This is a genomic window from Streptomyces sp. NPDC050211 (genome assembly GCF_040656035.1).
GTDB lineage: Bacteria > Actinomycetota > Actinomycetes > Streptomycetales > Streptomycetaceae > Streptomyces.
The window spans coordinates 35,064-47,502 of the sequence record NZ_JBFALC010000039.1; the positions used below are offsets into that span (position 1 = coordinate 35,064).

Annotated in this window: 8 protein-coding genes and 1 pseudogene; 8 read left to right on the plus strand and 1 reads right to left on the minus strand. The window is 70.7% G+C overall.

Annotated elements, in window-relative coordinates:
* The first annotated feature begins 39 nt into the window (after positions 1-39).
* The 5 genes from AB0I98_RS31410 (at position 40) to AB0I98_RS31430 (ending at position 5,411) form a co-directional block, all read left to right on the plus strand.
* Positions 40-405: a WXG100 family type VII secretion target gene (locus AB0I98_RS31410; protein WP_362947903.1), complete on the plus strand. Its 366-nt coding sequence runs from the start codon at positions 40-42 to the stop codon at positions 403-405.
* Positions 406-487: 82 nt separating this feature from the next.
* Positions 488-802 carry a WXG100 family type VII secretion target gene (locus tag AB0I98_RS31415; RefSeq protein ID WP_362947904.1) on the plus strand — a complete coding sequence of 105 codons (315 nt, stop codon included), beginning with the start codon at positions 488-490 and terminating at the stop codon, positions 800-802.
* A gap of 63 nt (positions 803-865) precedes the next feature.
* Positions 866-2,212, plus strand: a complete 1,347-nt coding sequence (locus AB0I98_RS31420) for an EsaB/YukD family protein (protein ID WP_362947906.1) — start codon at positions 866-868, stop codon at positions 2,210-2,212.
* Between the two features lie 22 nt (positions 2,213-2,234).
* Positions 2,235-5,027 carry a right-handed parallel beta-helix repeat-containing protein gene (locus AB0I98_RS31425; protein WP_362947908.1) on the plus strand — a complete coding sequence of 931 codons (2,793 nt, stop codon included), beginning with the start codon at positions 2,235-2,237 and terminating at the stop codon, positions 5,025-5,027.
* 63 nt (positions 5,028-5,090) lie between these two features.
* Positions 5,091-5,411, plus strand: coding sequence for a hypothetical protein (locus AB0I98_RS31430; RefSeq protein ID WP_362947910.1), 321 nt, complete (start codon positions 5,091-5,093; stop codon positions 5,409-5,411).
* Between the two features lie 118 nt (positions 5,412-5,529).
* On the opposite strand, the gene AB0I98_RS31435 is transcribed toward AB0I98_RS31430, so the two are convergent.
* Complete coding sequence (locus tag AB0I98_RS31435; RefSeq protein WP_362947912.1) at positions 5,530-6,168, minus strand: hypothetical protein; 639 nt, start codon at positions 6,166-6,168, stop codon at positions 5,530-5,532.
* Between the two features lie 150 nt (positions 6,169-6,318).
* On the opposite strand from AB0I98_RS31435, the gene AB0I98_RS31440 reads away from it, so the two are divergent.
* The 3 genes and pseudogenes from AB0I98_RS31440 to AB0I98_RS31450 form a co-directional block, all read left to right on the plus strand.
* Positions 6,319-6,759 carry a WXG100 family type VII secretion target gene (locus tag AB0I98_RS31440; protein WP_362947913.1) on the plus strand — a complete coding sequence of 147 codons (441 nt, stop codon included), beginning with the start codon at positions 6,319-6,321 and terminating at the stop codon, positions 6,757-6,759.
* 57 nt (positions 6,760-6,816) lie between these two features.
* Positions 6,817-10,998 (plus strand): type VII secretion protein EccCa, encoded by a 4,182-nt coding sequence (eccCa, locus tag AB0I98_RS31445; protein WP_362947914.1) that lies wholly within the window; start codon positions 6,817-6,819, stop codon positions 10,996-10,998.
* A 78-nt stretch (positions 10,999-11,076) separates the two neighbouring features.
* Positions 11,077-12,439: pseudogene (locus AB0I98_RS31450) on the plus strand (hypothetical protein); the annotation flags it as partial.

Consider the following 12,439-nt stretch of genomic DNA (forward strand, 5'->3'; position numbering starts at 1 on the left):
TGACTACGGGACAACGGTCGAGAAGGGCGGATTCCACTCATGGCTGTCGAGCCTTCCGTAAGCGTCGGTGGTGTGACGTACCGGGTGACACCGGAGTACCTGGCTGAGGCCTCCACCAATACGGCTACCACGGCGACTGAGATCGCCGGGCAACTGGCCAATCTGAAGGTCTATGTGACCAGCCTGGAGCAGAGCTGGCAGGGTATAGCCCAGGCCGAGTTCCAGAACTTGATGGCGAAGTACGACGTTTATGCCCGCATGCTCAACGACGCCCTGGACGGAATCTCCAAGGGACTTCAGGGCAACTACGTGAACTACAAGGACACCGAGCAGCAGAACCTGAACAACCTCACCCAGCTGGGCGAAGACGTTCCGAAGCCCCCGAGCGGCACGAACTTCAACTGATCCGCAGGCTGATCCATCCGCGTATCCATCCGATTCATCCGCGCTTTCATCCGCAGGACCGGGCGCGTTCGAGGAGCGTTTCATGGCCAACATCGACGGCACGCCGATCTACGTAGGCGAAGGGCTCGAGGCCGCGGGCAGCACCATCAATGCCAGAGCCGGAGAGATCACCACAGAACTCCAGCTGCTGAAAAACAAGTTGTCGCCGCTGGCCGACGCGTGGCGGGAGAGCGAGGCCGCCACCTATTACCAGGACATGCAGAACGGGTGGGACCTGGCGGCCAACGGCCTCTTCGGAGAGGACGGCGTGCTGGGTCGAATTGCCCACGCCATGAATGTCAACTGGAACAACTACAGCGACGCCGAGTGGTCGAATGTGTCCACCTGGCGGCAGTGAGGCACCGCATTCCTCACGCCATCTCTTTGCGGCTCCCCGCTCCGAACACCGAAGGAAACGTCCGTGCCCGATGAACGCTGCCGGATCACCGTGGTCGGCGAACGCAGGCAGGTCGACCTGGCACTCCCAGCCCATGCCCCGATCGCCGAATACGTCCCGCGACTCGCCACCCTGTGCGGCCAGCCCGAGTCCGAGGGCATGCCCCCGGTCTGGACACTCGAGCCGTCGGGAGGTTCTCCCATGGCCCCCGGCGACACGCTGTTGGGTGCAGGCATCGTGGACGGTGCCACCTTGTACCTGCGCGACCAGCGGGCCGCGGAGCTGAGCGAGCTGACCGTCACCGACCTGGACGAACAGATCACGAACGCCCGCGAGGACGGCGGCCTGTGGAGCGCCCGCCGGCGTGCCCAGAGCGTTCTCGGCGCCGGTCTGGTGGTCATGGTGATCTCGGCCGCCTGGCTCGGCGCGCATCGGATCGCGGGCGTGGCCGTGCTGTTCTTCGTACTGGCCGCGCTGTGCTCGGCGCTGCTCGCCTGGTACTCCGAGCGCAAGAACTGGCCGCTGCCGCGTCCGGTGCGCCAGCTCCTCGCACTGGCCGCCTGCCCGCTGCTGGCCTGTGCCGGCCTGGGAGCGCCGGTCCATGGCCCGGTGGTCACTCCGGTTCTGGTGATGGGCACCGCGGTGATCGGCGCGCTCGCCGGAGTGGTCGCCTTCCCGGCTCCTGCCACGGTGGTGCTCCAGACGCTGACGCTGGTGACCACGCTGTTCGTGGCGCCGTTGGTCGTGCTGGACGCGAGTCTGACCAGCTCGGCGGCGGTGGTGGCCCTGGTGCTGTTCGTGCTGACAGGGCTGCTGCCCCGGATCACCAGCCAGATCGCGGTGCTCGTGCCCGACGGTCCGGACACCGGCGCCCCCGCCCTGGGCAGCGCGGACGTCGCCGCCGTCGTCCGCCGGGGCAATGGGTTGCTCACCTTCCTCAGTGTCGTCACCGCGACCGTCCTCACGGCCGCCCTGCTCACCCTGACCACCTCGCGTGACGTGTACGCCCTCTTCCTGGTGGCCTGCGTCAGCGTCGGGCTGCTGCTCCAGGCCGGCTCGGTGCGCGTGCTGTCCAGCGTGATCCCGCTGCTGTCCGCCGGAGTGCTGGGGCTGCTCGCGCTGGCCGTGCGGGTGCCCGAGTACCTCTTCGACTCGCGTACCGCGGGCCCGCTGGCCGCGTTCGCGGCGGGTGCCGTCCTGGTCGCCTGCGGGCTGTTCCTCGCCTTCGGCGCGGCCCTGCGTCCCATCGAGCCGGAGCGGCCCACCTGGCCCGGGGCCGTCGTCACCGCTCTCGTCGTCGCCGCCCTGCCGCTGACCGCCGGTGTCTTCGGCCTCTTCGGCTGGCTGGCCAACCTCGGCGGCGACCTGTGACCGAGAGGCGGACCGGTCGACCATGCGTGGGGTGAACTCGGTCGCACAGCGTGTGGCACTGGGCAGTTGGGGCGCGCACCGCTCCATCGGTGCGGCCGTCAGGGACGCCAAGCCCGGCGGGGTGATCACCGTGCAGGCCGGGACGTACACCGAGGGCCTGGTGCTGGACAAGGACATCGTCCTGGTCGCCAAGGGCACCGTACGGCTGGTCGCGCCGCGCGGCCCGGCCGTCACCGTGCACTCGGGCCGCGCCGAGCTGCGCGGGTTCACCCTCGTTTCCCCCGCGCCCCGGGAGGCCGCGGTGCTGCTGCGCGGCGGTGAACCGGTGCTGCGGGACTGCGAGATCACCGGCGGTCGCGTCGAGGTCGCCGCCGCGGCGGCTCCGTTGCTGAGCGGCTGTTCGGTGCGGCGGGCCGAGGGCATGGCGGTGCGTCTGACGGGCACCAGCCGCACCACGCTGGAGGCCCTGACGGTCGGCGGCTGCACCGGGGACGGCGTGGTCGTCGAGGACGAGGCGGCCCTCGAACTGACCGACGCGCTCGTGGACGGCGTCGCCGGACGCGGCATCGTGGTGACCGCCGGCGCGCACGCGACTCTGACCCGCTGCGAGATACGCGGCAGCGGCGGCGCCGCCGTCCTCGTGGACGGACACGCCTCCGCGTCGCTGCGCGAATGCCGCCTGTACGAGGCGAGCGGTCAGGGGGTCCGGGTACGCGGCACGGCGGGCCGCCCTCCGGGCCCGCAGCGCCACCGGCGGCGGGACGTCGGTCCCTCCGACGAGGACCAGAACCCGGTGGCGGCCTCTTCGTCGGCCGCTGCCGCAGGCCGCTCCGCCGACCTGACCCAGGGCGTACGGCTGCGCGACTGTGAGATCTTCCGCACCGGACGCTCCGGTGTACTCGCGGAGGACGCAAGCGCGATCGTGCTGGACGGCTGCCACGTGCACCACACCACCGGTGCCGCGGTGCTGGTCACGGGAGAGGCCGTCGCGGAACTGGTCTCGGTCCGGGCCGTGGACTGCGTGGACACCGCGCTGGTCGTCAGCGCGACCGGGAACGCCACCGCGCGCGACTCCACCTTCGCCCGCACCGGTGCCAACGGGCTGTACGCGACGGGCGAGGCCGAGGTCTCACTGACCGGATGCACCGTGCGGGAGACCGCCTACACGGCCGTGCACCTGGGCGGCTCGGCGCGGGTGAACGCACGGGACTGCGCGATCGGTGGCACCCCCGAGCACGGTGCACGTGTCACCGAACGGGCCGAACTCCTGGCGGAGCGGTGCGAGGTGACCGACGTCGAGCTGACAGGGCTGTGTGTGGAGGGCGGCGACGCGGCCCTGCGCGACTGCCGGATAGAAGGCGACCGCGACGGCGTACGCCTGATCACCACCCACCGGCCGCTGCTGGCGGACTGCGCCGTCACCTCCATCGGTGAGACCGGTGTCCGGGTCGGCCGGGACACGGGCGCCCTGCTGGAGAACGTGACGATCACCGGTGCCACCACCGGTCTGCTCCTGGAGGAGGACAGCACCGTCCTCGTGGAGGGCGGAGCGGTACGCGAGTCCCGGGGCAGCGGTGTCGTCGTGTACGCGGGCGCTCGTCCCACGGTCCATGGCCTCACGGTCGCGTCCGCTGCGAAGAACGCGCTGTACGTCGGGGACGGCGGCGAAGGCGGCTACGACGACTGTCACTTCACCAAGAGCCGCTTCCCCGCCGTCTACGCCGGTGCCCGCTCCCGGATCGTGCTGCGCCGCTGCGCCGTGGACGGCACCGAGACGGACCTGCTGCGCGACGAGGAGGCCGAGGTGTATGCGCAGGACTGTCATGTCGAGGATGTGGCCGATCCGGTGCTGCCGACCTTGCCACCCCCGGCGGCGAAGCAGGGGAGCACCCCGGTTCCCGGCGTCCGCAGGGCGGTGGGCACCAGCGGCACCGCGGGGGAGGGCGAGCAGGACCCCGAGGCTTCCGAGGCGGCCGCGGCGAAGCTGGAGGAACTCCGCGCGGAGCTCGACCGGCTGGTCGGCCTGGAAGGTGTCAAACGCGACGTGGTCACGCTCACGAAGCTGATGCAGATGGTCAAGGCCCGCCAGGACTCCGGGCTCGCGCCGCCGCCGCTGAGCAGGCACCTCGTCTTCGCGGGGAACCCCGGCACCGGCAAGACCACCGTGGCCCGCCTCTACGGCGGCTTCCTGGCGGCGCTCGGTCTGCTCAGCCGCGGTCACCTGGTCGAGGCCGACCGGGGAGACCTGGTCGGGGAGTACGTCGGGCACACCGCGCCCAAGACGACCGCCGTCTTCCGGCGCGCCCTGGGCGGGGTGCTCTTCATCGATGAGGCGTACTCCCTCGTGCCGCAGGGCCAGTTCACCGACTTCGGCGCGGAGGCCGTCTCGACGCTGGTGAAACTGATGGAGGACCACCGTGACGAGGTGGTCGTCATCGTCGCCGGATACCCGAACGAGATGAACCGGCTGCTGGAGTCCAACGCCGGCCTGGCCTCACGCTTCACCCGCACCCTGCACTTCGACGACTACTCCTCGTCCGAGCTGGTGCGCATCGTCGAGCACCAGGCCGACAGCCACCAGTACACCTTCGCGCCGCAGACCACCACCGCGCTGCACGACTACTTCGAGACGCTGCCGCGCGGCGAACAGTTCGGCAACGGACGCAGCGCGCGACAGGTCTTCCAGCGGATGACCGAGAGGCACGCGCAGCGCGTGGCCGAACTCGGTCTGAGCGCCGTCGATCTCGCATCGGCCGACGAGGAACTGCTCACCACTCTCCTGCCCGTGGACCTCCCCCCGGAAGAGGTTCTCTGAGCAGGACGGAGCGGCAGGACGCCAGAGGACTTCGGACCGGGTTGAAAGACAGGTGTCTCCCAGATGGCAGAACAAAGCACGCAGGACTGGCTCGCGAACCTCGCGGCGCTGAAGGAGGCGATCGGCGCTGTGGGGCGGGAGTCGGCGGAGATCACGACCGGCATGGCGTCGATCGCCACCAAGATGAACGACATCGGCACCTCTTGGAACAGTCCGTCCTACGCCACGTTCGACGACATCAAGTCGTGGTTCCTGACCTGCCAGCACGACCTGGAAGCGCTGATGGAGGACATCCTCCGCCGGATGAACACCACTTACTCGAACTACCACAACGCGGAGGGCACGAACTACGACAACGTCACCGACGGGCAGTCGGATGGCTGAGCGGCGCCGCGGCGCGCCCGGGACGCCGCACCCCGGACGGCGTGCGGCGTGCCACCGCGGCACGGCGCACGGCCGCCCCGCTCCGCACCTGCGGAACGGGGCGGCGCGGCCTGCCGGTTCAGGCCTGGGCCGGAGGAGCGGGAAAGCGGGATTTGCGGTCCGCCTCCGCGTAGACCTGTCCGGAGTGGTTGAGCAGCGCGATGTACTCGCCCAGTTTCTCGATCGTGGAGCCGACCTCGAGCAGCGCGCGTTCCATGGCCGGGTTCATCTCGGCGGCGAACGTCTCGCCGGTCGCGGCGAACGGGTTGGCAACGGACTCGCCCTGCTGCGGGTCGTACGACATCGAATTGCTGTTGTCTCCCCCTCTCTCATACGTGTCCGTGGCGCCCTGTCCGAAGACGGTGTCCTTGACGGCTGCGACCAGGGCGCGGACCTCCTCGTACTTGTCCACGGCGCCGCGTGCCTCGGTGAGCATCGACTTCTCTGCGGTGCGCAGCGCGCCGAGGTCGACCCTCAGATCCGCGGAGGGTTCCTTGATCTCCTCCGGCTGCGGTCCGTCCCCGCCCCCCGACAGGTCCGTCGGGTCGATGTTGAAGGAGGGCGGCACGTCCCAGACGACCTCTGGATCCGGTACCAGGTGGCTGAGGTCCTTGCCGTTGTCTTCCGAGGGATCGGCGGCTTTGTCGCCGTCCTCGTCCACCATCTCCGGCTCGGGAAGCGGTGTTTGGTCGTACTGCGAGTCGATCGGTTCGGTCACGGTGTCTCCTTCGTCTTCTCAAGCGTCGAGAACCGCCGCCAGGTTAACCACTTATGTGATGAATTGTCAGTGCGGTCTCCCTATCGCGCCTTTGAGGGAATCACCCCATACCTCCTGGATCACCGGATCATCACCCGAGGAAGGCGAGTCATGGCTGACAGCGAAGCCGCCAACTACGACATCTCCGTCATCGATGTGTCCCCGGCCGGCCTGGACGTCACGTCCAAGTCACTGGTCGCACTCTCCAACTCCGTCGCCGAGCGCATCGGCACCATTCACACCACACTGAACGGGCTGCGCGTGGCATGGCAGGGCCAGGCCGCCTCGGACGCCGAGAAGGTGCAGAACGAGTGGACGCGGGTCATGACCGAGCTGTTCGGCACAGAGGAGGACCCGTCCCTGGGGGTCCTGCCCACGCTGGCGGACGGAGTCGGCATGGCCTGGGGCAACTTCAGCGTGGCCGAGCAGGGCGTCACCAAGATCTTCACCGAGTTCATCACCAACCTGACCGCGACGGGCAGCGGCGGCGGTGATCCCGAGGAGGTCACCGACACCAACCGGACAGCGGTCACCATGACCTTCCCCTACTGAGTACCGCCTTCTCCCACTCCCCGTGTCCCACACCCCGAAGGCAGCTAGGCAGTCACCGTGAGTCGAATCCCGTTCCACCGCCCCGTCCGGATGGCGCCCCCACCGGTGCCGGAGGGCATGACGAAACTGGCCTCACCGCCCCAGAAGCCCCAGCCGCAGGGCGCGGCCGGATGGCTGATGCTGCTCCTGCCGCTGCTGTCCAGCGTGAGCATGGCCGCGTACATGGTGGCCTACGGCAAGGCATGGATGATCCTGCTGGGGTTCGCCTTCGTCGTGGTGTCCGTGGGCATCACCATCGGTGTGCGGATGCAGCTGCGGAGCAGTCGGCGCCGCAACCAGTTCCGGCAGCGGGAGCGGTACCTGGAGTACCTGGCCGGTGTACGCAAGCGGGCTCAGCTGAGCAGGGTCGGCCAGCAGGCCGCCGACGCCTGGCGGCATCCGCACCCCGATCGGCTGTGGGCGATAGCCACCCAGCGGCGCCGGGTGTGGGAACGCCGCCCCGGTGACACCGACTTCCTCCAACTGCGGCTCGGCACCGGCACGGTGCCGCTGGCCGATGCCCTGCGCGTCCCGGAGCAGAGCGATCCGACCATCGAGGTCGACATCGAGTGCCAGCACGCAGCCGCCGAACTCGTCGAGGCGCACAGCACGGTGGACGGCCAGGCCGCCTGGCTGGACCTGCGGGCGTCCGGCGTGGTCAGTCTGCTGGGGCCGCGCCCGCGCACCCGTGAGCTGGCCCAGACCCTGCTGCTGCAGCTCTCGGTGCTGCACGCCCCCGACGACGTGCGGGTCGCGGTCGTCACCGGCGGCAACTCCGCCTGGGACTGGGCGAAGTGGCTGCCGCACACCCAGGACCCCGACCCGCGGACACAGAGCCGCGAGCAGGAGGTCGTCCCCCTGCTCGCCGACGACTTCGCCGGACTCCACGATCAACTGCGGGCCGCCCTCGACCAAGCGGTTGCGGCCCGCGCCGAACGCAACGGCCGTCTCATCGCCCAGCGTGACAGCGGCCCGCGCCGCCACCTGGTGGTCTTCCTGGACGACTACGAGCCCGGGGCCTCCTGGGCCCGTTCCGCACTCCTGGCCGACCTGTTCACCGAGGCGGGACCCGACCTGGGGGTGCACGTGGTGTGCCTCGTGGAGGAGGAGGGCTCCGAACCGGGCCGGGTCGACGTACGCGCCCGTACGGACGCACGCGGTGGACTCGTCCTGGAGGGACGCATGCCGGGCTTGTACGCGGCGATCGAGAGGGGTGCCGTCGACGAGCCGGCGCCCGCCGTCCTGGCGGCCACCGCACGTGCGTTGGCGCCGCTGAGGCTGTCCGGCGAACGCGAACAGGTCCTCGCCGAGGACGTCTCCCTCTCGGGGATGCTCGGCTTCGCGGACATGGCGGCCTTCGACCCGGCCGCCGGGCGGCGCAGCCCCGACGCGAAGAACCTTCTCAGCGTCCCCATCGGGGTGACCGGCACCGGCGAACCGCTGCACCTCGACCTCAAGGAGTCGGCGCAGGGCGGTATCGGCCCACACGGGCTGGTCGTCGGCGCCACCGGGTCCGGCAAGAGCGAGCTGCTGCGCACCCTCGTTACCGGTATGGCCATGGTGCACGCGCCGGAGCACCTGGCCTTCGTCCTCGTCGACTTCAAAGGCGGCGCCACTTTCGCGGGCGTCACCGAACTGCCGCACGTATCCGGCCTGATCACCAACCTCGCCGACGACCTCGCACTGGTCGACCGGATGCGCAAGGCCCTGCAGGGCGAACAGCAGCGCCGGCAGCGCATGCTGCGGGAGGCCGGGAACGTCGACTCCGTGCGCGAGTACCAGCTCCGTCAGGCCGCAGGCGGCACCGACGTCAACGGCAAACCGCTCGACCCCCTGCCCTACCTGTTCATCATCGTCGACGAGTTCGGCGAGCTTCTCTCGCAACGGCAGGACTTCATCGACCTGTTCGTCCAGATCGGCCGGGTCGGGCGCTCGCTCGGCATGCACCTGCTGCTGGCCACCCAGCGCCTTGAGGAAGGCAGACTGCGCGGCCTGGAGTCCCATCTGTCCTACCGGATCTGCCTGCGGACCTTCAGCGCCGCCGAGTCCCGTGCCGTCATCGGCACCGCCGACGCCTACGCGCTGCCCCCCATCCCGGGCTCCGCCTATCTGAAGGTCGACGAGTCGGTCTACGAGCGTTTCCGCGTCGCGCACGTGTCGGCGCCCTACCGCGAGCAGGACTCCGGCGCCGCTGCCGTGGCCGCCGAACCGGTTCCCTTCGCCGTGCACGGAGACCTCGCCCCGCTCGCCCCCGAGGAGAGCGAGGCGACCCACTCGGAGTGGACCCCGGACGGGGGCGCGACCGAGCTGCAGATCGCGGTCGAGCGACTGGTGAACAAGGACGTCCCGGGCCACCAGGTGTGGCTGCCCCCGCTGCCCGCGCACTTCGCCCTCAGCTCGCTGCTCGGTGAGCCGGAGGTCGACCCGGAGCTGGGCCTGCGCTGCTCCCTGTGGCCCTACGGGGGCCGGCTGGTGTTCCCGATCGGCGTGATCGACGTGCCCGTGCGCCAGGAACAGATCCCCCTCACGGCGGATCTGACGGGACGGCAAGGGCACATCGCGCTGGTGGGCGCCCCGCAGAGCGGCAAGTCGACCTTCCTGCGCACCGCGATGCTCAGCGCCATGCTCACCCACACCCCCGAAGAACTGCAGTTCTACGCCATCGACATGGGTGGCGGCTCGCTGCACGGACTGAGCGACGCACCCCATGTCGCCGGCATCGCGGGCCGCCGCGACGAGGAGCGGGTGCGCCGGGTGCTGGCCGAGGTCAGCCGACTGGTCACCGCGCGCGAGCGGATGTTCCGCGACCTGCGCATCCAGTCGGCGGCCGAACTGCGCACCCGCCGCGCCGAGGGCGACCTGCCCGAGGGCGTGCGGGCCGCGGACATCGTGCTGGTCGTCGACAACTGGGCCGCTCTGCACACCTCCGACGACAACGCCGTCACCACCCTCACCGACATCGCCGCCCGCGGCCTCGGTGTCGGAGTCCACCTGTGGCTGACCGCCAACCGGTGGGCGGAGATCCGCGTCGGCCTACGCGACAACATTCCGGGCCGTCTCGAACTGTGGCTCAACGACCCCTCCGAGTCCGAGATCAGCCGCCCCGCCTCCCGTGCCCTGGGCCAGAGCGTTCCAGGCAGGGGGCTGGCCTCACCCGGACTCACCCACCACATCGCGCTGCCCCGGCTGGACGGCGTGGACGGCACGGACGGCATCGCCGACGCCGAGCGCCGGTTGGTGTCCACGATCGCGGAGAGCTGGCAGCGGGCCGCGGCCCCGGCGCTGCGCGTACTGCCCGACCGGATCACCGTCCGCGAGTTGTCGCCGGCCGCGGCGCCGACGCCCGCCGAACGCTGGGAGGGCCACGGCGCCGCCCTCGGCGAACGCGAGGTACCTGTCGCGGTGCGCGAGTCCGATCTGGCTCCCGTCGGACTCGATCTGACCTCGAGCGACCCGCACTTCGTGGTCTTCGGCGACTCGGGATCCGGCAAGACCGCGTTCCTGCGTGCCTGGATGCGCGGTCTGGCCGCCCGCCACACCGCCCACGAGCTACGGTTCATGATCGTCGACTACCGGCACAGTCTGCTGGGCGTGGTGGCCGACGAGTACATCGGTGCCCGCGGCGGCAGCTCCGACCTGGTCGCCGGACAGGTCGGGGCCCTCGCCGAGACCCTGCGCTCCCGGATGCCTCCGGCCGACATCACTCCCACCCAGCTCGCCGAGCGCGGCTGGTGGGAGGGCCCCGAACTGTACGTCGTCGTGGACGACTACGACCTGGCGGCGGGCAGCATGGGACGCGGCCCGCTGGCTCCGCTGGCCGAGTTCATCCCGCAGGCGGACGAGCTGGGCTTCCATCTCGTACTGGCCCGCCGGGTCGGTGGCGCCGCGCGAGCCCTGCTGTCGGACCCGCTGCTGAGCAAGCTCAAGGAGATCGGCTCCGGCGGCCTGCTGCTGTCCGGCGACCACCGCGAAGGGGTCCTCATCAACGAGCAGCGCGCGTACCGCCGTCAGCCCGGTCGCGGAACGCTGGTCCGCCGGGGCCACGAGCCCACCCTCGTCCAGGTCGCCATGGACGAGCGGGACGTGCCGGCCGAGGAGTCCGCGGCGCCGTCCAGCACCGGTGCCGGTGATCGGCGGGGCGGCGAACCCCGCGCCGAAGACCCGCCCACGACGAGAGCACAGCCCGTGACCCGGACCTAGCCACCTCAACAGACCACCCGGTACGGCACCAGTCAGGCGACCGTCGAACACATCACGCCCAGGGAGGGCGGCCCCACCATGGAAGACGCGGATTCCGTACTCGGCGACATCAAGATCGAGGAGATGTACGCCCTGGGCAACGCCTGGATCCAGCTCGGTGACGCTCTTCACGAGCGCCGAGTCGCCGTCAACGGCCACGTGGACGGCATCGGCATGACCGGGGCGGCGGGCGATGAGGCGCGCCGGGCGTGGGAGGAAGGGCTTGCCCTGACCTTCGACGCCGCCGCCGAGAAGGCATGGACGATCGGACAGACGATCAACCGCTACGCCGACGAGTTGCACAAGGCGGCCGAGGAGTACGCGGAGCAGCTCAACGCCGCCATGTGGGCGAACATCCTGGGCGTCATCGCCGGGCTCGTCCTCATCGGCCTCGGCCCGCTCCTCGCACGCGTGATGTCGATCGTCGGTTCGCTGCTGGCCAGGCTCATCCCCGTCGTGACCGCGATCGGGAGCCGACTCGGCACCGTGGGGGGCGCGATCGCCGGCGCCACCGGGGGCGCCGTCGTCGGTGCCGGGGTCGAGGTGGCCTTCGACCTCGGTCTCGGCGCGCTCGGCGCCGAGATCGCGGGTGCCGACTTCGAGGTGAACTGGACCGTGGCCATCAGTGCGATCATCGGGGCGGGCTTCGGCGCGCACGGCGGCGGCATGATGGGCTGGCATTACGGCGGTGGGGGGCGCTCCTTCGTCCCCACGCCCACTCCTGGTGGCGACGCCCCGCCGGCGTCCGTGCCCGGTGTCACCCCGTCCACCGTCAAACCCATACCGGGTGGCGGCGAAGGGACGGTTCCGCCTCCGTCCCGGACGCCTGGCGGCGACCTCTCCCTGCCCACCCCCGACAGCCCGGGCAGGGGAGACGGATCGCTGGCTCCCCCTCCGTCCGGCGGCAGGGACGGCGTCTCCGTCAAGGACAACCACCCCACCAACAGCGGCCCCGGCAACGGACGTTCGGGCGACCTCGGTATGCCCGCCCAAGCGACGAAGACCGACGGCTCCTCCACGGCACCGCTCCCCACTCCGCTACCGGGCCGCGGGAACTCGGGGACGACGGAGACCCCCGGCTCGACCCCCCAGCCGGGTCCGGCCGGACGCGACAGCGGCAGCACCCCTGCCCCGCAGCCGCCGGTCACCACGCATCCCGTCGGCTCCGGGGACGGGGCCGGCCTCACCCCGCCCGCCGGGAAGCGCCCCGATGGCCCCCCGGTCGCTCCGGACTCCCGGGGCACCCCGGACTCCCCGCCCGGTGGCACACCGCCCAGGAACCACGGTTCCGATTCGCCTGTCGCGTCCAGCATCCGGCCGTCCGGCGACCCGGAGGGGGCGAAGGTCTCTGGGTCGGGTGTTGTCGGAGTTCTGCCGGGCGACCGTGAGGGGGTTCCGTCGC

Coding starts and splice junctions, on each gene's coding strand:
- AB0I98_RS31410 (WP_362947903.1), top strand. CDS start 40: ATGGCTGTCGAGCCTTCCGTAAGCGTCGGTGGTGTGACGTACCGGGTG.
- AB0I98_RS31415 (WP_362947904.1), top strand. CDS start 488: ATGGCCAACATCGACGGCACGCCGATCTACGTAGGCGAAGGGCTCGAG.
- AB0I98_RS31425 (WP_362947908.1), top strand. CDS start 2,235: ATGCGTGGGGTGAACTCGGTCGCACAGCGTGTGGCACTGGGCAGTTGG.
- AB0I98_RS31430 (WP_362947910.1), top strand. CDS start 5,091: ATGGCAGAACAAAGCACGCAGGACTGGCTCGCGAACCTCGCGGCGCTG.
- AB0I98_RS31440 (WP_362947913.1), top strand. CDS start 6,319: ATGGCTGACAGCGAAGCCGCCAACTACGACATCTCCGTCATCGATGTG.